22 protein-coding genes are annotated in these 21,922 nt (G+C 39.1%); 13 read left to right on the top strand and 9 right to left on the bottom strand.

Annotated elements, in window-relative coordinates:
• Positions 1 to 10: 10 nt before the first annotated feature.
• Positions 11 to 937 (top strand): citrulline utilization hydrolase CtlX, encoded by a 927-nt coding sequence (gene ctlX, locus RM541_RS00455; RefSeq protein ID WP_311498290.1) that lies wholly within the window; start codon positions 11 to 13, stop codon positions 935 to 937.
• Here the strand turns inward: ctlX and RM541_RS00450 are convergent.
• Both RM541_RS00450 and RM541_RS00445 read right to left on the bottom strand, forming a co-directional pair.
• The gene (locus tag RM541_RS00450; RefSeq protein ID WP_311498289.1) at positions 934 to 2,424 is read right to left on the bottom strand and encodes a BCCT family transporter; all 1,491 of its coding nucleotides are present in this window, start codon (positions 2,422 to 2,424) and stop codon (positions 934 to 936) included. The two genes, ctlX and RM541_RS00450, sit on opposite strands and share 4 nt — an antisense overlap.
• Positions 2,405 to 3,868, bottom strand: a complete 1,464-nt coding sequence (locus tag RM541_RS00445) for an SDR family oxidoreductase (protein WP_311498288.1) — start codon at positions 3,866 to 3,868, stop codon at positions 2,405 to 2,407. The genes RM541_RS00450 and RM541_RS00445 overlap by 20 nt, the downstream gene beginning before the upstream one ends.
• 70 nt (positions 3,869 to 3,938) lie before the next feature.
• Between RM541_RS00445 and RM541_RS00440 the strand changes: the two genes are divergently transcribed.
• Positions 3,939 to 4,142 carry an LPXTG cell wall anchor domain-containing protein gene (locus RM541_RS00440; protein ID WP_311498287.1) on the top strand — a complete coding sequence of 68 codons (204 nt, stop codon included), beginning with the start codon at positions 3,939 to 3,941 and terminating at the stop codon, positions 4,140 to 4,142.
• Positions 4,143 to 4,207: 65 nt separating this feature from the next.
• On the opposite strand, the gene RM541_RS00435 is transcribed toward RM541_RS00440, so the two are convergent.
• Entirely contained in the window at positions 4,208 to 4,633 is a 426-nt protein-coding gene (locus RM541_RS00435; RefSeq protein WP_311498286.1) for a hypothetical protein, read from the bottom strand.
• 170 nt (positions 4,634 to 4,803) lie between these two features.
• Here RM541_RS00435 and argS point away from each other — a divergent pair, with 170 nt between their 5' ends.
• The 5 genes from argS to RM541_RS00410 all read left to right on the top strand — a co-directional run bounded on the left by argS (position 4,804) and on the right by RM541_RS00410 (position 11,346).
• Entirely contained in the window at positions 4,804 to 6,582 is a 1,779-nt protein-coding gene (gene argS / locus RM541_RS00430; protein ID WP_311498285.1) for an arginine--tRNA ligase, read from the top strand.
• Positions 6,583 to 7,267: 685 nt separating this feature from the next.
• Entirely contained in the window at positions 7,268 to 8,512 is a 1,245-nt protein-coding gene (locus tag RM541_RS00425) for a DEAD/DEAH box helicase (RefSeq protein ID WP_311498284.1), read from the top strand.
• A gap of 157 nt (positions 8,513 to 8,669) precedes the next feature.
• A complete protein-coding gene (gene ffh / locus RM541_RS00420; protein WP_311498283.1) occupies positions 8,670 to 9,998 on the top strand; it encodes a signal recognition particle protein in 1,329 nt (442 codons plus the stop codon).
• Positions 9,999 to 10,041: 43 nt separating this feature from the next.
• Positions 10,042 to 10,413 (top strand): four helix bundle protein, encoded by a 372-nt coding sequence (locus RM541_RS00415; RefSeq protein ID WP_311498282.1) that lies wholly within the window; start codon positions 10,042 to 10,044, stop codon positions 10,411 to 10,413.
• A gap of 33 nt (positions 10,414 to 10,446) precedes the next feature.
• Positions 10,447 to 11,346 (top strand): bifunctional 5,10-methylenetetrahydrofolate dehydrogenase/5,10-methenyltetrahydrofolate cyclohydrolase, encoded by a 900-nt coding sequence (locus RM541_RS00410; protein ID WP_311498281.1) that lies wholly within the window; start codon positions 10,447 to 10,449, stop codon positions 11,344 to 11,346.
• Between the two features lie 2 nt (positions 11,347 to 11,348).
• Here the strand turns inward: RM541_RS00410 and RM541_RS00405 are convergent, their stop codons facing one another.
• From RM541_RS00405 to rluF, 4 genes are all read right to left on the bottom strand, one after another.
• Positions 11,349 to 11,777, bottom strand: coding sequence for a YkvA family protein (locus RM541_RS00405; protein ID WP_311498280.1), 429 nt, complete (start codon positions 11,775 to 11,777; stop codon positions 11,349 to 11,351).
• Between the two features lie 26 nt (positions 11,778 to 11,803).
• Complete coding sequence (locus RM541_RS00400; protein WP_311498279.1) at positions 11,804 to 12,823, bottom strand: AI-2E family transporter; 1,020 nt, start codon at positions 12,821 to 12,823, stop codon at positions 11,804 to 11,806.
• Between the two features lie 18 nt (positions 12,824 to 12,841).
• Positions 12,842 to 13,264, bottom strand: a complete 423-nt coding sequence (locus tag RM541_RS00395) for a VOC family protein (protein ID WP_432264652.1) — start codon at positions 13,262 to 13,264, stop codon at positions 12,842 to 12,844.
• A gap of 111 nt (positions 13,265 to 13,375) precedes the next feature.
• A complete protein-coding gene (gene rluF / locus RM541_RS00390) occupies positions 13,376 to 14,215 on the bottom strand; it encodes a 23S rRNA pseudouridine(2604) synthase RluF (RefSeq protein WP_311498278.1) in 840 nt (279 codons plus the stop codon).
• 192 nt (positions 14,216 to 14,407) lie between these two features.
• Between rluF and RM541_RS00385 the strand changes: the two genes are divergently transcribed.
• The 4 genes from RM541_RS00385 to dnaG all read left to right on the top strand — a co-directional run bounded on the left by RM541_RS00385 (position 14,408) and on the right by dnaG (position 18,951).
• A complete protein-coding gene (locus tag RM541_RS00385) occupies positions 14,408 to 14,971 on the top strand; it encodes an RNA polymerase sigma factor (protein WP_311498277.1) in 564 nt (187 codons plus the stop codon).
• Positions 14,958 to 15,740 carry a hypothetical protein gene (locus RM541_RS00380; RefSeq protein ID WP_311498276.1) on the top strand — a complete coding sequence of 261 codons (783 nt, stop codon included), beginning with the start codon at positions 14,958 to 14,960 and terminating at the stop codon, positions 15,738 to 15,740. Before RM541_RS00385 ends, RM541_RS00380 begins: the two co-directional genes overlap by 14 nt.
• Before the next feature lie 92 nt (positions 15,741 to 15,832).
• Complete coding sequence (locus tag RM541_RS00375; protein WP_311498275.1) at positions 15,833 to 16,855, top strand: hypothetical protein; 1,023 nt, start codon at positions 15,833 to 15,835, stop codon at positions 16,853 to 16,855.
• Between the two features lie 134 nt (positions 16,856 to 16,989).
• A complete protein-coding gene (gene dnaG, locus RM541_RS00370) occupies positions 16,990 to 18,951 on the top strand; it encodes a DNA primase (RefSeq protein WP_311498274.1) in 1,962 nt (653 codons plus the stop codon).
• On the opposite strand, the gene RM541_RS00365 is transcribed toward dnaG, so the two are convergent.
• Both RM541_RS00365 and nadE read right to left on the bottom strand, forming a co-directional pair.
• Entirely contained in the window at positions 18,944 to 19,582 is a 639-nt protein-coding gene (locus RM541_RS00365) for a response regulator (RefSeq protein WP_311498273.1), read from the bottom strand. The genes dnaG and RM541_RS00365 overlap by 8 nt on opposite strands.
• A 117-nt stretch (positions 19,583 to 19,699) precedes the next feature.
• Positions 19,700 to 20,491, bottom strand: a complete 792-nt coding sequence (nadE, locus tag RM541_RS00360) for an NAD(+) synthase (RefSeq protein ID WP_311498272.1) — start codon at positions 20,489 to 20,491, stop codon at positions 19,700 to 19,702.
• 106 nt (positions 20,492 to 20,597) lie between these two features.
• On the opposite strand from nadE, the gene gldB reads away from it, so the two are divergent.
• Both gldB and gldC read left to right on the top strand, forming a co-directional pair.
• On the top strand, positions 20,598 to 21,557 hold the full coding sequence (gldB, locus tag RM541_RS00355; RefSeq protein ID WP_311498271.1) for a gliding motility lipoprotein GldB: 960 nt from the start codon (positions 20,598 to 20,600) through the stop codon (positions 21,555 to 21,557).
• A complete protein-coding gene (gene gldC, locus RM541_RS00350) occupies positions 21,557 to 21,895 on the top strand; it encodes a gliding motility protein GldC (protein WP_311498270.1) in 339 nt (112 codons plus the stop codon). The genes gldB and gldC overlap by 1 nt, the downstream gene beginning before the upstream one ends.
• The last annotated feature ends 27 nt before the right edge of the window (positions 21,896 to 21,922 follow it).

Raw genomic sequence — 21,922 nt, 5'->3', positions numbered from 1 at the left:
TTTGACAATTATGAAGCAGATAACAGATACGCTATTAATGGTTAGGCCTGTAGCGTTCAGGATGAATGAGCAAACAGCCGTAAATAATTATTTTCAGGAGGATATAAGGAATGCAGATGTAAATAAGCAGGCACAACAGGAGTTTGATGATTTTGTAAAAAAATTAAATGGCGTTGGAGTTAAAACAATTGTTGTAGATGATATCATTGAAGAAGATACACCAGATTCTATTTTCCCAAATAACTGGGTTTCTTTTCATGAAAACGGAACTATTGCTCTTTATCCCATGTTTGCACCAAACCGCCGCAAAGAACGCCGTATGGAATATTTTGCACGTCTGGAAGAAGCAGGCTTTAGAATTAGCAATATCGTAGATTATACATCAGCCGAAGAAGATGATATTTTTCTTGAAGGTACAGGGAGTATGCTGCTGGACAGGGTGAATCAAAAAGCCTACTGCGCAATTTCTCCCCGGGCAGATGAAGATTTGCTTATTGAATTTTGCGAGGATTTTGAATTCACTCCGGTGATTTTCACAGCAAACCAGAGTGTGGGCGGGAAGAGGAAGCCTATTTATCACACCAATGTGATGATGTGTTTAGCTGAAGAATTTGCAGTGATCTGCCTGGATACTATTGATGATGCCAAGGAGCGAAAAAATGTTCTTAAACACCTGAAGCAGGACGGGAAGGAGATAATTGCCATTTCTGAAGCACAGATGCATGAATTTGCCGGAAACATGCTGCAGGTGCAGGGAGCTTTTGATAAAAAATACCTGGTGATGAGTGAAAAGGCTCATGGAAGTCTTACTAAAGACCAGATAGCCAAAATTGAAAAGCACTGTGAAATTTTGAGCAGTGATCTAACCATGATTGAAACCTGCGGCGGCGGAAGCGCCCGTTGTATGATGGCCGAAGTTTTTCTTCCGAAGAATTAGACTTTCTGTAGAAGTCTCTTCAGGAAAAGGATGAGCATTCCCGCCGTAAAAATGGCAAATGGGAGGGAACTGATGATTAAAAACTTCTGAATAGCTGTTAATACATCACTTTCGGGTTTAATATTTCCCAACAGAATAATAGCTTCAGAAAAAACAAAGATAAGGACAGCCCAAATAAGTCGGAATTTCTTTTTTGGCTCTTCCTTTCCTTTATCACTAAACATACTGAGCACAAATATTGCTGAATCTACTGAAGTGACCAGGAAACTAATAAGCAGTAGAATTACCACCACACTGGAAATTCCGGAGAACGGCAGGTTTTCAAAAAATACAAACATAGAAGTAAATACATTATTAAATTCGCCGTTATAAGTCTTCATTCCTTCTATGACATCAAATGCTGAAGTTCCAAACACGCTAAACCAAAAAAAGCTTCCTAAAGATGGCACCAGTAAAATGCCAATTATCATCTCCCGTAGGCTGCGGCCTTTAGAAATGCGGGCTATAAAAATTCCCGTAAATGGTGCCCATGCCAGCCAGAATGCCCAATAATAGTACGTCCAGTCGGTCAAGAATTGCTTTCCGGGATTATAATCTCCCAAAGCGAGGCTCAACGGAATAAAATCTACCACATAATGGTAGAGCGACTGGAAAAAGTTGCTGAAAATTGCCAAAATATCACCGGAAAATAGCACGAACAGCATAAGGAGCACTGTGGTGTAGATATTCAAATTTGAAATTCTCTTGATTCCTTTTTGCACACCGGCCCATGCCGAAAAAAAGGCAAGCAGGCAAATAAGAAAGACGATTCCTAGAACAGGAGCAAGCTCTCCGGCAGGTTTTTGCAGTAAATGGCTAAGTCCGCCTTCAATTTGTGTGGTTCCCAATGCGATTGCTGCTACCAGGCCAAAGACGGTGGTTAGAATGGTGAGCAAATCTGTAAGCAGTGGCAAAAATGGCAATTTTCGACTATTTGCTAATCCAGAGCTTAGCCGCACATCTGCTTTTTCTACAAAAATGGAATAACCAATAACAATGGCAAAGACGCCATAAAATGCCCAGGCGGTAAAGCCCCATTGATAAAAAGTGTATTCCAGCGCAATAATTTCATGGGAGGAAGAAGTGGAGATTGGCGGATTAAGATACATATAAACCGGTTCCTGGACGGCGCGCAAGAGAATTCCGGCGCCCATTCCGGCACTGTAAAGCATTGCGATCCAGGAAAGCTTATCAAATTCGGGCGGCGAATTACCTAAACGTATTTTTCCGAATTTCGAAAATGCTATAAAGAGCAAAAATGCCACGCAAATAAGGCCGAGCCACAAATAAAAGCTTCCAAAGATTTCCCTTACCCAAATGGAACCGTTTTCTATAACTTCATAGAAGACTTCAGTAAATAAAAAGATGATAAAAGAGAAAATAATAAGAATTCCGGTAGAGAAATAAAAAAGCGGATTCTTTTTGATTCTATTCCTGAAGTTGTTCAATTCTACTTGGATTTTGAGGTTCTCCTTTGGCAATTCTGTTCAACATGCCTTCAAAGATAAAATAATGAAATGGATACATAGAATACCAGTAGAGTCTTCCCCAAATTCCTTTTGGCCGGAAGGTAGCAGTCTGGTGGAGAATATTCTCTTCATCAATTTTAAATTCCAGCCATGCTTCCCCCGGAACTTTCATTTCAGCAAATAACAGCAACCTTCTTTCTTCGCGGTCTGCGAGTAGAACCCGCCAGAAATCCAGCGAGTCTCCGCTGGCGATCATTGTAGGATGGGTTCTCCCTCTGCGAAGGCCTACGCCACCAAATAATTTATCGACATAGCCACGGAATTTCCAAAGTTGGTTTCCGTAATACCAGCCTTTAAGTCCGCCAATAGACCAAATCCTGTCCAGCACTTCTTCAGGATGATTAACTTTTACAGATTGTTCATCTTTTAAACATCCGTATTTAGGTACCTGTACGTATTTATTAAGTTCCTTTTTAAAACGTCCGCTGCTTAGGGAATCCTTCCAGCTGGAAATCACCTGGTTTTGTTCAATTTTGTAAAAAGCTAATTCTATAGCTTCAGTATAATGTAAAGGTTCGATATCCAGTAATTCCTGAAGCCGCTTATCTTTGGTAACCACTTCAATCTTCATGCTATCCACCAAATTTTGCGCCAGTTTGTAGGAGGTAGAGGTAATAAAGTACAACCAGTAAGAAGATAACTTTGGTGACATTACAGGTACACTCCAGATCCAGATTTTTAATCCGCGCACTTTTGCATACTGCTCCATCATCTCCTGATAACTCAGGATGTCTGGGCCACCAACATCAAAAGATTCGTTATAACATTCTTCCTTACCAATCACTCCGGTAAGAAATTTAATCACATCTCTAATCGCCAGTGGCTGGCATTTGGTTCTCACCCATTGCGGAGTGATCATTGCCGGCAATTTTTCACACAGATCCCTTAAAATTTCAAAAGAAGAACTCCCTGAACCTATAATTATAGCCGCCCTTAATACTGTAGTGTTAAAGTCTCCTTTGTAGAGAATGTCTTCAACTTTTTTTCGGGATTCTAAATGCCTGGAGAGGTGCTCCTCATTAACAATTCCGCTTAAATAGATAACCTGATTTACAGAAGTGGCGGCCATCATTTTATTAAAATTGTGTGCAGCTTTAGCTTCTTTTTCTTCAAAATCTGTGGTGGAGCTAGACATGGAGTGAATGAGATAATAAGCAATATCAATGTCTAGGACCTTTTCCGGCGGCTCATTGTCTTCTAAAAAATCGATTTCCACAATTTCCACCTGTTTTCTTAGTTCGCTTGAAGAAGAAAAGCGATTTTTGTTCCTGACGGCACACACTACCTCGTGACCCTGCTCCAGAAGTTCGGGAAGCAGGCGCATTCCAATATAACCATTTGCACCCGTCAGTAGAATCCGCATATAAGTAGTTTATGTTATAATTTAAAGAATATATTAGTACTTTCACCTATACTTAATAAAACTTTATAAAATGAATAACGTCCTGAAGATCGTGCTTTTAGTGATAGGTATCGGACTTATAGCCTACGGACTTTATGCTGTAATTACTCCGGAATTTGCCATTAACGCGGGGCCAATCCAGGTAGAAGCACACGGGGATAACACTCAGGCTTATGCAATGATAGGCTTCGGAATACTTGCACTTATAGGCGGTCTGGCTTTTAGACGGAGGTAATTTGCCGGGAAGGTCTCTAAACAAAAGCTAAAAGGTCTAAAGTAGACTTTTAGAGGATAGTTTTATCAAAGATCATCAATTTGAGACGGTGCGTTATCTGCTTTATAATCAATTATTTTTCGGAAGAATTTATGAATGGCTGGGGAATTTGCTTTTACTTTAATAAAATAGTGATCGCGGTAAATCGAATATTCTTCGGCTTTTCCCTTGTACAGCGTAAGCTTGTAATACGGTATTATTAAAGCGTAAGTCTCCAGAATACTGCGGAACATCACAATTATTCCGTTGGGGCGCATTTCGATATTACAGGTTTTTGCATTGTTGTCCAGGATTAGTAAATTCTGAATTTCAATACTGGTATCGGTAATATGAAGTTTAGGAGAGCCTATTCCATTTAGCCGCATTCTTTCCAGAAGCGTAAAAGTTTTACCTACTTCAGTTTCAATTTTAGCTTTAATAGCGGGACGATTATAGGAAATGTTCTGAAGCATATAATTATAATTTGATTTGCAGGCAAGGTCAAACCCGAACTCCGAATTCCGAACTCTTTTTTTGGAACACTAAAGATAGCTATTTGAATGTAAAGCCTGTAGGCAAACGTCTAATTTCTCTTATCTTTGCACCTTCTTAATTCAGAATATAATTTTAAACATAGGAAAAAATGGCAATTCAGAGCATTCTTGCAACACACGTAAAAGAAGCTGTAAAAAAGATTCATAATGTTGAAATAGACCAGATAGAATTTCAGCCTACACGTAAAGATTTTGAAGGTGATGTTACGCTGGTTACTTTTCCTATGTTGCGCCAGGTTAAAACTAATCCTGCAAAGTTAGGGCAGGAAATTGGCAATTATCTTCAGGAGAATGTTGCTGAGGTTTCTCATTTTAACGTGGTGCAGGGATTTTTAAATATAGTTCTGAGTAATTCTTTTTACCTCAATTTCTTCGGAAATATGAAGAACAGGGAAGATTTCGGAATTCTTCCTCCGGCTCAGGATGCCAAGGGAATTATGGTAGAATATTCCTCGCCAAATACCAACAAACCCTTACATCTTGGACATATCCGGAATAATTTATTAGGCTATTCGGTTTCAGAAATTCTGAAAGCTGCCGGGAATAAAGTCTATAAAACTCAGATTATAAACGACCGCGGAATCCATATTTGTAAATCCATGCTGGCCTGGGAACGCTTCGGAAATGGAGAAACTCCGGCGTCTACAGGGCTTAAAGGAGATAAACTTGTCGGCAATTACTATGTGAAATTCGACCAGGAATACAAAAAAGAAATTTCTGAATTAAAGGAAAAAGGTCTTTCTGAAGACGCAGCAAAAGCTGAAGCACCTATTTTGGTTGAAGCAAAACAAATGTTGCTAAAATGGGAAGCGGGAGATCCTGAAGTGGTTGCGCTCTGGGAAAAGATGAATCAGTGGGTTTACGATGGTTTCGAGAAAACATATGATGCACTGGGAGTAGATTTTGACAAAAATTACTACGAAAGCAACACCTATCTTCTTGGCAAAGATGTGGTAAACCAGGGACTGGAAAAAGGAGTTTTTTATAAAAAAGACGACGGCAGTGTTTGGATAGATCTTACAGACGAAGGCTTGGACGAGAAAATTGTGCTTAGAAGCGATGGTACGGCGGTTTATATGACGCAGGATATTGGTACGGCCATTCAGCGTGTGAAAGATTTCGATATTAACGGAATGGTTTATACGGTAGGAAACGAACAGGATTATCACTTTAAAGTGCTTTTCCTTATTCTGAAAAAACTTGGTTTTGATTGGGCAGATTATCTTTACCACCTTAGCTACGGAATGGTCGATTTACCCAGCGGAAAAATGAAAAGCCGCGAAGGAACGGTTGTAGATGCCGATGATCTTATTGTTGAAATGAAGGAAACAGCCCGTACTATTTCTGAAGAATTAGGAAAATTAGACGGTTATTCTGAAGAAGAAAAAGATGAATTGTATCGCACCATTGGTCTTGGAGCCTTAAAATATTATATCCTGAAGGTGGATCCTAAAAAACGGATTTTATTTGATCCAAAAGAGTCGGTGGATTTCCAGGGAAATACAGGCCCGTTTATCCAGTACACCTACGCCAGGATCCAATCGATCATCAGAAAAGCCAATTTTGACCATAGTAAAGAAGTCCCTACAGACTATCAGTTGCACGACAAGGAGAAAGAATTGATAAAGCAGCTTCAGCTTTACCCTGGAACGGTTCAATTAGCTGCAGAGAATCATAGTCCGGCGCTTATCGCCAATTATACCTACGATTTGGTGAAGGAGTTCAATTCCTTTTATCAAAACGTCACCATTTTAGGCGCAGACGAACTGGAAGAGAAAATTTTTAGGGTTCAATTATCTAAGGCAGTTGGAAACGTGATAAAATCGTCTTTCGCTTTATTGGGAATTGAGGTTCCGGAGAGAATGTAGTTGTTGAAGTACGAAATTAGAAGTTCGAGGTAACGAAGTGGGAAGTGGGAGATGCAAATTGAGACGTAGTGCCGATAATTGCCATTTTTGAGGTTTAGCTTTTTTAGAGGAAAGAGAATAGAGAATAGAGAAAAGAGGAGAGAGGAAAGAAAATAGACATGTTTTCAGAAGTATTTCATGTTTCTCTGTGTATTGGTGGCAAAAGAATCTTCAGTAGGTCGGTAATTATCATTTGAGTGTCTTTACTTTCTGCAAAGTTCATAAAAATGATCTGCGCATATCTGCGAAATCTGCGGGAGAAATAGAATTATGGGAAACAAAGTTAGAAGTACGAACCTTTTATGCCGATAATTGCTATTTTTGAAGCTTGTCTTTTTTCAGAGGAGAAAATAGAGAAAAAGAGGAGAGAGGAAAAAAAATAGATGAATTTGTGGCAAAGATAATAGGTCGATATTTGCCATTTTTGAAGCTCAACTTTTTTAGAGGAGAGAGGAAAATTAGAATTTTCACTTTTCAATTTTTACTTTTTTCGTGAAGAAGTATACGGGTTCCTGCGGCGAACCACAAACAACAGACAACAAACCCTCAAAAACTCTAAAAATAGATTAGCTCGGGAATTAGCTGTACCTTTGCCGCTTATATAAAAATGGCATAGCTTAAAATTGTCATTTTTTAAACAATTTTTATGTCATTTAAATCATTGGGTCTGTCTGAACCCTTGCTGAAAGCAATCAGTAAAAAAGGACACACTACGCCTTCCCCTATTCAGGAAAAGGCAATTCCATTTATTTTAGAAGGAAGAGATATTTTAGCATCGGCGCAAACAGGAACCGGTAAAACAGCCGGGTTTACTTTGCCAATGCTTCAGATATTATCTGAAGGAGAAAATTTAAGAAAAAGGCCCGTCCGCGCTTTGGTTTTGACCCCAACGAGGGAACTTGCCGCACAGGTTTTAGAAGATGTTAAGGATTATAGTACATTTTTGGATATCAAATCACATGTGATTTTTGGTGGAGTAAATTCCGCACCACAAATTCGTGCTTTACGCCAGGGAGTAGATATTCTGGTGGCAACACCTGGTCGTTTGCTGGATTTGCATCAGCAAAAAGCATTTAGTTTATCCAATATTGAAATTTTAGTTCTGGATGAAGCCGATAGGATGCTCGACATGGGGTTTCTTAGAGATATCAAGAAAATTCTTGCACTTATGCCAGAAAAGCGTCAGAATTTGCTTTTTTCAGCAACTTTTTCAAAGGAAATAAAGAAACTGGCGAATACTTTCCTTACAAAACCTGTTTTAGTTGAAGCTACTCCGGAAAATACAACGGCAGAAAAGGTAGACCAGAAAGTTTACAGGACCAACAAATCCAAGAAAACTGCTTTAATTACCAAATTGATTTCAGACGGAAACTGGGAACAGGTGCTTGTTTTTACCAGAACCAAACACGGTGCAAATCGATTAAGTGAAAAACTGGGAAAAACCGGAATTACTTCCGCAGCAATCCACGGTAACAAGAGCCAGGGTGCACGAACAAAAGCACTTGACGGATTTAAAAAAGGAAATGTACGCGTATTGGTTGCAACAGATATTGCCGCCCGTGGCCTTGATATTCCACTTTTGCCGCATGTTATAAATTACGAACTTCCCAATATTCCGGAAGATTATGTTCATAGGATTGGACGTACCGGAAGGGCAGGAGCGAGTGGAGAAGCTATTTCTTTGGTGAGTGTAGATGAAAATGAATATGTGCGGGGCATCGAGAAACTTCTTGGTGAAACGCTGGAAAAAGAAGTGATTACTGGTTTTGAACCAACTGAAAGTCTTGATGAAGTTTTAGAAAAGAAAGCTGAAAACAAGGCGAATAACCGCCCGAGAAGGAATAATAATAAGCCGAAATCTGGCGGCAATTACAGCAGAAGGAGAAATTAGGCCTTAGAATAAGATTTTATTTAGAAACCACTGTGCTTTTAGTATGGTGGTTTTTTGTTGGAGCAAACAATTTAATCTTCAATCTTTTCCGTATAACTGCCTTTGTAACTAAGTTGTCAATCCTTATCTTTGCAACTCTTAAAAACGTAGCAAGAATATGTTTGATAATTTAAGTGACAAGTTAGATAATGCCTTTCATGTCTTAAAAGGGCATGGCCAGATTACCGAAATTAACGTAGCAGAGACTTTAAAGGAAGTGCGACGGGCTTTGGTAGATGCCGATGTTAACTATAAAATTGCAAAAGAATTTACCAGTAAGGTTAAGGAAAAGGCTCTTGGACAGGATGTGCTTACAGCCTTAAAACCAGGCCAGATGTTGGTAAAGCTTGTAAAAGATGAGCTTACCCAACTTATGGGTGGTGAAGCTGCAGGAGTAAACCTCTCAGGAAATCCTTCTGTAATATTAATGTCTGGTTTGCAGGGTAGTGGTAAGACGACTTTTTCAGCGAAACTTGCGAATTATCTTAAAACTAAAAAAACTAAAAAACCGCTTTTGGTTGCCTGTGATGTATACAGGCCGGCGGCGATCAATCAGCTTCATGTAGTTGGAGAGCAGGTTGGTGTTGAGGTTTTTAGTGATGAAGGAAATCAGGATCCGGTTGCAATTTCAAAGGCTGCCATTGCGTATGCCAAAGAAAACGGACACAATGTGGTGATCATAGATACCGCGGGTCGTCTGGCGATCGACGAGGCGATGATGACCGAAATTGCAAATATTCACAGTGCCATCCAGCCACAGGAAACTTTGTTCGTGGTAGATTCCATGACTGGACAGGATGCGGTAAATACAGCGAAGACTTTTAACGAGCGCCTTAATTTTGACGGTGTTATCCTTACTAAATTAGATGGTGATACTCGTGGTGGTGCGGCAATTTCGATTAAATCTGTTGTAAACAAACCCATCAAGTTTATTGGTACCGGTGAGAAGATGGATGCAATGGATGTGTTCTATCCTTCCCGTATGGCCGACAGGATTTTGGGGATGGGTGACGTGGTTTCCCTTGTGGAGCGTGCGCAGGAACAGTATGATGAAGAGGAAGCGAGGAAACTTCAGAAGAAAATTGCCAAAAATAAATTCGGATTTGATGATTTTCTGAATCAGCTTCAGCAAATCAAAAAAATGGGATCTATGAAGGATCTTCTTGGGATGATTCCGGGAGCAGGAAAAATGCTGAAGGATGTAGATATTGATGATGATGCCTTTAAAGGAATTGAAGCAATAATCCATTCAATGACTCCGGAAGAAAGAAGTAATCCAAAAATCATTAATTCCAGCAGGAAGAAGAGAATTGGCAAAGGCTCCGGAACTTCTGTTCAGGAAGTGAATCAGCTCTTGAAGCAATTCAACCAGATGGGCAAAATGATGAAGATGATGCAAGGTGGCGGAGGCCGGCAGATGATGAATATGATGAAGGGGATGAAGTAAAAAAACAGTCTGCAGGGGCAGTAGGCAGTAAATTTTCGGGTTAATGGATTTTAGATCATTAAAAGTTTATGAAATTGGTTTTGGCCTTGCAATGGATATTTTTAATCTCACAAAAGAATTTCCAAAAGAAGAGAAGTATTCTTTGACAGATCAAATCAGAAGAAGTTCGCGTTCGGTTTGTGCAAATGTTGCGGAAGCTTATCGAAAGCGGCGGTATCCTAATCACTTTGTTAGTAAATTGACTGATAGTGATGCTGAAAATGCTGAAACACAAAGTTGGTTGGAATTTGCTTATGCTTGTGAGTATATTACTAAAAGTACCAAAGAAGAACTAAACCAAAAAAGTTTAGAAGTTGGAAAGCTGCTAAACTATATGATAAACAATCCTGCTAAGTTTGGAGCAAGTAAAGAATGACTGCAAACTGAGACTGAACACTGTTAACTAAATATGACAATACTCGACGGTAAGAAAATCAGCAACGACATTAAAAATGAAATTGCTGAAGAGGTTACAAAAATGAAAGAACGCGGAGAAAAGGTTCCGCATTTGGCTGCAATTATTGTTGGAAACGACGGAGCAAGCCTTACTTACGTAAATAGTAAAGTAAAATCCTGTAAGCAGGTAGGTTTCGAATCGTCGCTCTATAGACTGCCTTCTACCGTGAGTGAACTGGAATTGCTGGATAAGATTGAAGAATTAAATCAGAATGATGATATCGACGGGTTTATTGTTCAGCTTCCATTGCCTAAACAAATTGATACGCAAAAAGTGCTGTTAGCAGTAGATCCTGATAAAGATGTAGATGGGTTTCACCCTACCAACTTTGGGAAAATGGCATTTGATATGACCTCCTTTATTCCGGCGACGCCATTTGGGATTTTAGAATTACTGGAGCGATACGATATTCCTACCAAAGGAAAACATACTGTGGTGATTGGCAGAAGTTATATTGTAGGAAGACCAATGAGCATCCTTATGGGGCGTAGCGGCTTCCCAGGGAATTCTACGGTTACACTTACCCACGAGTTTACCAAAAACATTACTCAAATTACCTCTCAGGCAGATATTATTATTATCGCCGTTGGTATCCCCGATTTTCTTAAAGGGGAAATGATAAAAGATGATGCCGTAATCATTGATGTGGGGATCACCCGCGTTCCAGATGAAGATAGTCCCAGGGGATATATCATCAAAGGAGACGTGGACTTCGAAAATGTTAGTAAACGTGCATCTTATATCACTCCGGTGCCGGGAGGTGTAGGCCCTATGACTGTTTCTATGTTGCTGAAAAACACTTTACTTGCAAGAGAACGTCATAGAGCTCTAAAAAAAGAACACCAAAGCTAATATTAAGCGTTTTCCGGATTTTCCTCTTCTCCCGAATCTCCTTCAGCAAGTTTCCAGTCGAGGTAACTGTGTAGATCGGTTTCAAGAAATCTTAAGGCTACGGTCATGATGGCAAAATCATCTATATAGCCTAGTCCGGGAATAAAATCGGGGACAACATCAAGAGGGTTTAGAATATACAGCAGTGCGAATGTAATAGCCGCGATCGTAAACCATGGTATATTGCTGTAAATTCCCTTACGGTAATCCTGCAGCATACCAAACATTAATTTTCCTATTTCAGTATATTTTTTCAGCATACTGGAATTGAGGATTTTGTCTGAAATCTGCTCCTGATTTTCCGCAGCAATTTCCACATCTCCATCTTTAATTTTTGCAGCTCCTTCTTTCAGGTACTTTTCGTCTAATTCATTTAGCTTCTTTTCTAACATTGTTTCGTGTTTTAGTTAATAGTTATTTATAATCTATTATGGGCATTTCCATATTCCTTCTTGTATATTTTCAGAATTAATAAGAACAAAGAGATCAAAATAGGTCCAAAAATTAAACCTATAAAGCCAAAGAGCGGTACCCCTACAACTACTCCAAAGAGCGTGATTAGAGGATGAACACTCGCCAGTCTTTCCAGTACATAAAGACGAATAATATTGTCTGTTGCTCCTACCACTACAAATCCATAAATTAGTATCGCAATCGCCTGGAGATTATCTCCCTGGGCAAATAGAAGGATGGTTACCGGAAGAATCCCCAGTGCGGTTCCTATAAATGGGATCATGGAGCCAACTGCTGTAATTACAAACCAGAAGAAAGGATCGGGGACACCTATGACGAGATAACCTATTAACGCAATAATCCCCTGGCAGAGCGCTACCAATGGTATGCCCAATGCGTTTGATTTTACCAGCTGATTACTTTCTTCGCCAATATGAGTAAGGTTTTCTTTTCCCAGTGGGATATATGCAATTAGGGAATCTTTAAGAGCCTCTCTGTTGGTAAGCATATAATAGAGCATAAAGTACATAATCCCTATTGCTATAAAAGCATCAAAGGTGCCTCCTGCAAGACTTTGAAGATTAGTAGAGATCCAGCTTGTAACAGAGGAGGTGTCGATGGTCTGACTCAAATTGTATCCAAAATAATCCTCCAGATAAAAAGTTTGTTCTTTTACAGCAGAAACCACTCTCTCTGAATTTGCGACGGCTTTTCCTATTTTAGAAGAAAGCATAAGAACAATTAGCGTTACCGGTACAAGTATACCAACAAAAGAACCGGACATTAAAAAGGCTGCTGCGAGGCTGGGTTTCCATCCACGATAAAGTAATTTTCGCATCCAGTTTATAAGAAGTGCATAAAGTGTAATTGCGCCAAGAACTCCGGATAAATAAGGGACAATTTCCTTAAATATTAAAACCGTTAAAAAAAGAATTAGCAAAAGCACGAAGATCTGACGTACCAGAGCCGGTTTTAATGTGTTCATAGTATATTTAGTTGGTAATTACTTGGCAAAAAGCTGATCCTTGTCTCTGAAAGCCTTGAACTCCAGCGCATTACCGCAAGGGTCTTTAAAAAACATTGTAGCCTGTTCGCCTACCTGTCCCTCAAAACGTATATAGGGTTCAATAACAAAATCAATATTTTTGGATTTTAATAATTTGGTAAACTCTTGAAAAACATCCCATTGCAAAACAACTCCAAAGTGGGGTATCGGCACATCTTTCCCATCCACTGGATTGCTCCCGGAAGAAGCTGTTTCTTCAGGTGCTTTATAATGAATGACCAGTTGATGACCAAAAAAATTAAAATCCACCCAATGATCGCTACTACGTCCTTCTCCGCAACCGAGGGTTTCCCTATAGAACTTTCTACATTTCTGAAGGTCAGAAACCGGTATGGCAAGATGAAAAGGTTGTATTCTCATAATATTGGTTGGTTTATGGCATTCTGATTTTTCTAGGCCAGAGAAAATCAATTTCGCTTAAAATTAGCAAGATATATTTAGATGAAGGTTGCGCCGGGCGCTAATAATCTGTTAAGATTTGTTTCTGCGCTTACGCCTTACATTATGAAGGTTTTCTTTCTTCGGAAGGTGCTTCTTAATTTTCTGCTTATTGGGCGAATCTTTAAGTTTTGAGGCTTCTTCTGTCTTTACCGACTCATCTACCATACTATTAATGGTTTTAAGTTCATCTTCGGTTAGTTCCCGCCATTTTCCAACCGGAACATCCAGTTGCACATTCATGATTCTAATACGCTTCAGTGATGCAACTTCATAGCCTAAAAATTCGCACATCCTTCTAATCTGTCTGTTTAATCCCTGGGTCAGAATAATCCTGAATTCATATTTCCCGAGCTGCTCTACTTCACATTTCTTTGTAGTTGTTCCCAGAATTGGAATTCCGGAGCCCATTCGGTTTATAAAATCTTTGGTGATTGGTTTATTAACGCTAACAATATATTCTTTCTCGTGGTTGTTGCGGGCACGCAAAATTTTGTTTACAATATCCCCATCGTTGGTAAGGAAAATCAATCCTTCACTTGGTTTATCCAGCCGGCCAATTGGAAAAATCCGTTTTGGATAATTGATGTAATCTATAATATTATCTTTTTCGACCCGAGTATCTGTAGTGCAGACGATCCCGACTGGCTTATTAAAAGCCAGGTAAACATTCGGCTCCTTAAGTTCTTCTTTGGAAACTAATTTTCCATTTACCCGCACTTCATCTCCGGGAGCCACTTTGGTTCCCATTTCAGGGACTTTTCCGTTTAGGGTAATTCTGCCCTGTTCGATTAATTTATCGGCTTCCCGGCGCGAGCAGTAGCCCACTTCACTCAGGTATTTATTGATTCTGGTAAGTATAATTTCAGACATAAAATGAATTCTGTTGCAAAGATACAAGATTTAAATCCCAATAGGCACGTGCTCAAAATGGCAATTTTCGACCTGTAAATTCAAGAGTAATTTTTCTTCAAAAGAAATTTTAATAAAAAATAATTGGGTCAGGCAACCTTTTGTAACTTTTCCGCGTCTATATAAATAGAAGCCTTTAATAACAATTATCAGGTGAAAGTAATTCAGCTTTTTAAAAACGATACGCGACTCATCAAGCGTGCTGCCAACAATAACCGGGAGGCGCAACAGCGTTTGTACGAGATCCATTCGGGGAAAATGCTTAGCGTTTGCAGGCAGTATATTAAAGATCTTCATCATTCTGAAGAAGTAATGCTCAATGGATTTTTTAAAGTTTTTACCAACTTAAATTCGTTTAAAGATGAAGGAAGTTTTGAAGGCTGGATACGCAAAATAATGGTTAGAGAAGCAATTTCTTTTTTACGGACAAATCACAAAGTAGCATTTGAGCAGGAGGAAATGTCCCATTATTCTGAAAGCGGAAATAATATTAATTCTGAATTGGAAGTGGCACATTTACAGCAATTAATAGATGAACTACCCGAGGGTTACCGGATGGTTTTTGTAATGTATGCTGTAGAAGGTTATAAGCACAGCGAGATTTCGAAAATGCTGAATATTTCTGAAGGAACTTCAAAATCACAATTGTTTAAAGCGAGAAAAATGTTGCAGGAGAAATTAACATCAAAAAGTACTACAGGTTATGGCACCAAATAAATTTGAAAAACATATTAAGGAGCAGCTCGAAAAAAGGCAAATATCGCCTTCAGAAGACAGCTGGGACAAATTAAGCAGGAAATTGGATGCTGAAGAGAAAAATTCATCCGGAATTAGCCGCAAATGGTGGATGGGGATTGCCGCTGCGGCAATTACAGCGCTCCTCATTGGAACTTTTTTGTTGAAAACTGACATTTCCAACACTTCACCTTCAATCGTAGATAATCCTACGGAAGAAAATAAGGCAGCCCCTGAAAATGCCAATTATCGACCTGAAGAAAGAATTGCTTCAGAAGAAAATGAAGTTGAAGAGTTTTCAGAAGCAAATTTTAATTCTCCGGAAGAAAAAAGTGTTCAGAAACAGGAAAAAGCAGTAAATAATACGCAAATCGTCGCTGTAACTGCTGAAATTCCGAAGAAAATTGAAGAAAATACGATCAACGAAAGTAAAATACCTACTTCTGAAGAGGAACTGACTAAAAATGAAATTTTAAAGAGCAAACTGGAGCAGATAATTGCTGAAATAGCTGCAAAAGAGGCCCAGGGTCCTGAATTGACAAATAATGAGGTGGACCAGTTGCTGGCAAGTGCTGCAAAAGAGATAAGCAAATCTTCACAATTTCAATATACTGCGGGATCGGTAGATGCACTTTCGCTTTTGGCAGATGTAGAGGAAGAGCTGGATGCGTCTTTTAGAGATAAAGTCTTCGATATGTTAAAAGATGGCTTTGTGAAAGCAAGAACAGCGGTAGCAGCAAGAAACGATTAGTACTAAAAAGTTAATAATCATCATCAAGATCCCGTAAGGGTCATTCATCAATCAATTTGAAGGAGAAATCTTTCATTAAAAAATCAAAAATCATGAAAACTGTTATTTTTTACATTGCTCTTAGCTTATTTAGTTATGAGGTATGCGAAGCGCAAACTCAAACAACTGAGAATGCTGAAAAAATTGAAAATCTTCAGAAGCAAAAAGAGGAAATTGTCGCGGAAGAAAAAGCTGCACTAAAAGAAAAAGTGGAACGGATAAATTCTCAACTGGAAAATAGAGAAATAAACAGGGAAGAAGCTGAGAGCTTGAAAAAAGAAGCGGCAAAAAAACATGCTTTAAATATCGAAAACAGGGTGGCTATTTTGGAGAACAAAATCGCCTTGCTTTCCCGCGGCGAAGAGGAAGAAGATGATTCTGATAGTTTCTGGAGGTTTGAGACGGACTCGCGCCCGCATAATGATGAAAATTATTATACAAGAACAACTTCTGCGCTAGTTGTTGCTGCAGGATTTAACAACGCGCTTTCTGAGGGGCAGTCGCTGCAGGATTCAGACTTTAAAATCGGTGGTAGCCGCTTCTTTGAAATTGGAATTGCATTTACTACTCGGGTTTTCAATAAGTCCAACTGGTTGAGATTACGATACGGAGCTTCTTTTCAGTTGAACGGGTTGAAGCCTAAAGATAACCACTATTTTGTTGAAGATGGAGATCTTACTTATTTAGAAGAATTCGAATATGATTTAGATAAATCCAAATTTCGTATGGACAACCTGGTTTTTCCCGTACATTTTGAATTTGGTCCTTCGAGGCGTTATGAATCCTACCGTGGTGTAAAATTTGACACCAATGAAATGTTTAAAATAGGTCTTGGAGGTTATGCAGGATTTAATATTGGAGAGCGGCAAAAACTGAAATATGAAGAAGATGGCGATAGGGTAAAGGAGAAGCTTAAGAATGACTATAATACCAACGATTTTGTCTACGGTCTTAGTGGTTACATGGGATGGGGAGGTACTTCTTTGTATGTTAAATATGATTTGAATCCTATTTTTCAGGATCCTAATGTGGAGCTAAATAATTTTTCTGTCGGGTTGAGATTTGACCTGGAATAGGAATTCATGATTTTTTAAGAGAGAGCCTCATAGATTGGAAGAATTTATGAGGCTTTTTTGCAATTAAGCCAGCCATGCAATGTGGATGGAATTGTATACTTTTGTGGCCTGTTTAGCTAAAAACTTTCTAATTCTTGATTTCTAAAACCACAATCGACAATGTTTTTGAAACTTCCCGTGTAGAGGAAGTAATCGGAGATTTTGTTCAGTTAAAGAAGTCTGGAAGTAATTTAAAAGGTCTTAGTCCGTTTAGTGACGAGCGTACGCCAAGTTTTATGGTTTCTCCCGTAAAGCAAATCTGGAAAGATTTTTCCAGCGGAAAAGGAGGTAATGTGATTGCTTTTTTGATGGAGCACGAACATTTTACCTATCCCGAAGCTATTAAATACCTGGCCAAAAAGTACGGAATTGAAATTGAAGAAACCGAGCAGACAGACGAGCAAAGGCAGCAGGCAGATGAGAAGGAAAGTATGTACCTGGTTTCTGAATATGCAAGCAAGTATTTTCAGAAAATTCTGCATAAAACCGATCCCGGAAATGCCATTGGTTTAAGCTATTTTAAAGAACGCGGATTCACTGCTGAAACGATTAAGAAATTCGACTTGGGATATTGCCTGGACGAGTGGGATGCGTTTACTAAAGAAGCTCTGGGCAGCGGCTATAAACTGGATTACCTGGAAAAAACCGGTCTTACTATTGTAAAAGGTGAGAAGCAGTTTGACAGGTTTAAGGGAAGGGTGATGTTTCCTATCCAATCGATGTCCGGTCGTGTTTTAGGATTTGGAGGAAGAATCCTAACCAATGATAAGAAAGCTGCCAAATACCTGAATTCGCCAGAAAGTGAAATTTATCATAAGAGCAAAGTTCTTTACGGAATTTACCATGCAAAGCAGGCAATTGCAAAAGAAGATAATTGTTACCTTGTAGAAGGTTATACAGATGTTATTCAGTTTAACCAGACCGGGATTGAAAACGTGGTTTCTTCTTCGGGAACTGCATTAACTTCAGAGCAAATAAGGCTAATAAACCGGCTAACACGGAATATTACTGTTCTGTTTGATGGGGATGCGGCAGGAACGAGAGCTTCCCTCCGGGGAATTGATCTTATCCTGGAGCAGGGAATGAATGTGAGAGTTTGTACGTTTCCCGAGGGTGAAGATCCGGACAGCTTCGCTAAGAAGTATAGTGAAGAGGAGTTGAGGAAATTCCTGCAGGAAAATGCATACGATTTTATTTCCTATAAGGCTTCGCTTCTTGTGAAAGAGGCAAAAAATGATCCTGTAAAGAAGGCTGATGTTATACGGGATATGGTAAGTTCTATCTCGAAAATTCCTGATAATATTCAACAGGAGATTTATGTACAGGAATGCTCCCGGATCATGGATATTTCTGAAGACGTTTTATTTACAACTCTGGCCCAGTTAAACTCCAGGGATTCCAAGGGAAGTTCTTCAGGAAAAAAATCTACTGAAAAACCTCTCAAACTTGTAAAAGATGACCAAAAGGTAAAGCCAAAGATCAACCAGTTGTATGAGCTGGAGCGGAATATAATAAGTCTTTTATTACTATACGGGAGCAGGGAAGAAGAATTTGAAGACCTTGTTTTAAAGCAAAGCGAAAGCGGAGAACTTCTGCTTGAGCCGGAAAAGCATACGGCTAAAGTATTTGAAAAGATTTTCCTGGATTTGCAGGAAGATGAAATCGCTTTTACCAATCCTCAGTTCCAGGAAATTTACTCTATCCTTATTCAGAAGTTTAACAGCGATCCTAATTTTACTATAGAGAGCTTTATCAACGAAATGGAATCTCAACAAGTTTCAGAGGTTACGACTATATTAATGGAGGAGGAGCAATATCAGTTACATGACTGGGAACGGAATGATATTTTTGTAAAAGATAAAAAAGAGGGGGTCTCCCGGCTTGTTAGCGAGACAATTCTAAACCTGCGCCGGCATCTTGTATCTCAAAAGATTGAAGAGCTAAAGCAGGAAGTAAAAGAAGTTACAGATCAGGACAATTCTGCCACGCTCCAGGATGTAATGGATTACTTAAGTCTTAACAAGGTGCTTTCCAATAAACTTAACCGGGTTATGTAAGATTGAGTTGCAATAGTCTGGACTGGGTTATAAGATCGGCAACGTTATCCACCTTCAATTTCTTCAGTAACCTGGTTTTATAAGTACTTACGGTCTTTTCGTTAATTGCCAATGCTTCAGCAATATCTTTATTTCTTTTTCCTGAAGAAAGAAGATTGAGCACTTCGGTTTCTCTTGTAGAAAGCCTTTTAAATTTCGCGACAAGTCCTTTTCCCTGGGAAATCCCGGAATTTAAACGTTCGGTGATTTTCTTGTTTAGGTAAATACCACCTCTTGCCACCTGGTAAATAGCTTTCTCCAGAGTTTCAGGATCTGTTGTTTTAGAAATATATCCCGCTGCTCCAGCCTTAATTGTACTTAAAGCATACATTTCTTCAGGATGCGTACTAAAAATCAACATTCTTGTGCCCGGATAATCCTGTTTTATTTTTCTCAATGCATTTATTCCATTGATCTGTGGTAAATCCAGTTCTATAATAAGGACATCTGGAACTCCATTTTCAAGAAATTTAAACAACTCGTCCCCATTTGTAACGTTTCCGATGATTTCCAATGCCGGATTGTTTTTGAGGATAAAGCCAATACCCCGGCTAATCACGGGATGGTGGTCTGCGACTAATACTTTATACATAGTTTGGCTGATATTGGCATGTATCAAACCGGGGGATCTTAATACATGTATAGTTGTTTAAAAATAGATGATAATCTTGTCATATTTAGAGACTTAGGTAAGTTTTCGATAAAGAGATTATTTCTTAAGATGAACGGGTATTTCACACACCGGGATAGGTTGAATCTTATGTTGATTTTTAGTATTTAATATATGATACAGTCTAAGAACCTCTGCTTCCCTTCCTGAAAAATCCTCGTAAGTCTTTCCATTTTCTTGTTGCTTCATAGCCCATTCCAGCTCGTCATAGCTTGCACCCAACTGTTCCTCGTCACTTGGACTATCATCAAAAAGCCCGTCTGTAGGGGCTGCATCTAAAATTTCATCTGCAACGTTAAGATATTTACCAACTTCATAAACTTCACTTTTCATTAAATCTGCAATAGGACTTAAATCAACGCCGCCATCACCATATTTAGTATAGAAACCTACACCAAAATCTTCTACCTTATTTCCGGTTCCGGCAACCAGGTATCGGTGTAGGCCAGCAAAGTAATACAACGTAGTCATTCTAAGCCGGGCACGGGAATTTGCCAGAGAGAGATCAAGCAGCTGGTTTTTTTCCCCGGCAGGGAGTACTTCCTTAAATTGATCAAAAGTTGTAGTAAGATCCACCGTGATATTAGTAACATTTGCGAAGTTTTGTTTTAACGCCTTTATGTGGTTCTTCGCCCTTGTTACCTGATTCGGAGCCTGGTGGATTGGCATTTCTACACATAAAGTGCGTAGGCCCGTTTTTGCACATAAAGTTGAGGTGACTGCAGAATCTATTCCTCCACTTATTCCTAAAACAAAACCTTGCATGTTTGACTTTGTGGCATAATCTTTTAGCCAGTCAATGATATGATTCGTCACTTTTTCGGTCTGCATAATATTGGGTGGTTAAATTTGTAAATAATACCTTTGCACACAAATCTAATACTTATACGTAATTTATAAAAGGTGCTGGCGTTAAACCCTTCACAATAACGATAGAATGATCAGGAAAATTTTATTCATCTTAAGTATTACTGCCTTAATTGCATGCGATTCTAAATCTGATGTTGAGAAGGAAATAGAGAAAATTCAGGTGGATTTTGAAGTAATGAGGTTTGACAAACGATTTGCAGATGCAACACCGGGGAAGCTGGGGACGTTAAAAGAAGAGTTTCCGTTTTTCTTTCCGCCGCAATATCATGACAGCGTTTGGATAAATAAAATTTCAGATACCATACAGCAGGAAATAAACACTGAAGTTGCTGAAGCTTATCCCAAATTTTCTGAAGTGGAAGATGAGTTGCAGAGTCTTTTTCAGCACGTGAAATATTATTTTCCCACCTTTGAAGTGCCCGATGTCTATACGGTAACTTCTGAAGTAGACTATAAAAATAAAGTTATTTATACAGGAAGTAAACTGCTTATTTCGCTGGATACATACCTTGGTGAAGATCACCCATTTTATATGGGAATTCAGGAATATCTGAAGAAGAATTTCGAAAAAGCACAAATAGTCCCGGATGCGGCTACTGCAATAGCTCAGGAATATGTGCCTCGCCCAAAATCCCGTACATTTTTAGCTCATATGATCTACTATGGAAAGATTCTCTATCTCAAGGATATTTGGATTCCTTTTAAATCTGATGCCGAAAAAATGGGATATACTGAAGAGGAGTTGGAGTGGGCAAGAAAGAACGAAGCGCAAACCTGGAGGTACTTTGTAGAAAAAGAGGTGCTCTTCGATACAAATTCAGAACTTTATACGCGTTTCCTGTATCCTGCACCATTCTCGAAGTTTTATTTGTTGCTGGATAGTGAAACTCCAGACAGGCTCGGGCAATATATTGCATGGCAAATGCTGAGACAGTATATGGATAAAAATGATGTAAGCATTCAGGAAATGCTGGATGCCAGTGCTGAAGAACTATTTAATGATGCAAATTATAAACCAAAGAAATAATGGCTCAATTCAAGAAATCTGAGATAAATATAGAGGTAGTTACAGATGAAAACCACGTTCCGGAGGAACTTTACTGGACTGCAGAAGATGGGAAAATCTATAAAGAAGAAGCAAAAGCCCTAATGCTTTCTGTATGGGATAGTAAGGCCCAGGAAACCTTAAGGATAGATCTGTGGACCAAAGACATGCCCGTAGATGAGATGAAAAAATTCTTTCACCAGACACTTGTGGCTATGAGTAACACTTTTAATCGCTCCACACAAGACGAAAAAATGACAGCAACAATGCAGGATTTTTGTGACTATTTTGCTGAAAAAATGAATCTTAAGCAGGAATAATTTCTGAAGCTTTCCTGGCGATGTCCA

The sequence above is a fragment of the Autumnicola psychrophila genome (assembly GCF_031846645.1).
Taxonomy (GTDB): Bacteria; Bacteroidota; Bacteroidia; order Flavobacteriales; family Flavobacteriaceae; genus Autumnicola; species Autumnicola psychrophila.
This window is presented reverse-complemented; position numbering and strand designations above follow the sequence as displayed.

Excerpts from the sequence above, each read along its gene's own strand:
- RM541_RS00395 (WP_432264652.1), bottom strand. The coding sequence starts at position 13,264 with ATGAGAATACAACCTTTTCATCTTGCCATACCGGTTTCTGACCTTCAG.
- RM541_RS00445 (WP_311498288.1), bottom strand. The coding sequence starts at position 3,868 with ATGCGGATTCTACTGACGGGTGCAAATGGTTATATTGGAATGCGCCTG.
- ctlX (WP_311498290.1), top strand. The coding sequence starts at position 11 with ATGAAGCAGATAACAGATACGCTATTAATGGTTAGGCCTGTAGCGTTC.
- RM541_RS00400 (WP_311498279.1), bottom strand. The coding sequence starts at position 12,823 with ATGAACACATTAAAACCGGCTCTGGTACGTCAGATCTTCGTGCTTTTG.
- nadE (WP_311498272.1), bottom strand. The coding sequence starts at position 20,491 with ATGCAGACCGAAAAAGTGACGAATCATATCATTGACTGGCTAAAAGAT.
- gldB (WP_311498271.1), top strand. The coding sequence starts at position 20,598 with ATGATCAGGAAAATTTTATTCATCTTAAGTATTACTGCCTTAATTGCA.
- RM541_RS00380 (WP_311498276.1), top strand. The coding sequence starts at position 14,958 with ATGGCACCAAATAAATTTGAAAAACATATTAAGGAGCAGCTCGAAAAA.
- RM541_RS00415 (WP_311498282.1), top strand. The coding sequence starts at position 10,042 with ATGGATTTTAGATCATTAAAAGTTTATGAAATTGGTTTTGGCCTTGCA.
- RM541_RS00435 (WP_311498286.1), bottom strand. The coding sequence starts at position 4,633 with ATGCTTCAGAACATTTCCTATAATCGTCCCGCTATTAAAGCTAAAATT.
- RM541_RS00405 (WP_311498280.1), bottom strand. The coding sequence starts at position 11,777 with ATGTTAGAAAAGAAGCTAAATGAATTAGACGAAAAGTACCTGAAAGAA.
- RM541_RS00440 (WP_311498287.1), top strand. The coding sequence starts at position 3,939 with ATGAATAACGTCCTGAAGATCGTGCTTTTAGTGATAGGTATCGGACTT.
- ffh (WP_311498283.1), top strand. The coding sequence starts at position 8,670 with ATGTTTGATAATTTAAGTGACAAGTTAGATAATGCCTTTCATGTCTTA.
- argS (WP_311498285.1), top strand. The coding sequence starts at position 4,804 with ATGGCAATTCAGAGCATTCTTGCAACACACGTAAAAGAAGCTGTAAAA.
- RM541_RS00375 (WP_311498275.1), top strand. The coding sequence starts at position 15,833 with ATGAAAACTGTTATTTTTTACATTGCTCTTAGCTTATTTAGTTATGAG.
- gldC (WP_311498270.1), top strand. The coding sequence starts at position 21,557 with ATGGCTCAATTCAAGAAATCTGAGATAAATATAGAGGTAGTTACAGAT.
- RM541_RS00425 (WP_311498284.1), top strand. The coding sequence starts at position 7,268 with ATGTCATTTAAATCATTGGGTCTGTCTGAACCCTTGCTGAAAGCAATC.
- rluF (WP_311498278.1), bottom strand. The coding sequence starts at position 14,215 with ATGTCTGAAATTATACTTACCAGAATCAATAAATACCTGAGTGAAGTG.
- RM541_RS00365 (WP_311498273.1), bottom strand. The coding sequence starts at position 19,582 with ATGTATAAAGTATTAGTCGCAGACCACCATCCCGTGATTAGCCGGGGT.
- RM541_RS00410 (WP_311498281.1), top strand. The coding sequence starts at position 10,447 with ATGACAATACTCGACGGTAAGAAAATCAGCAACGACATTAAAAATGAA.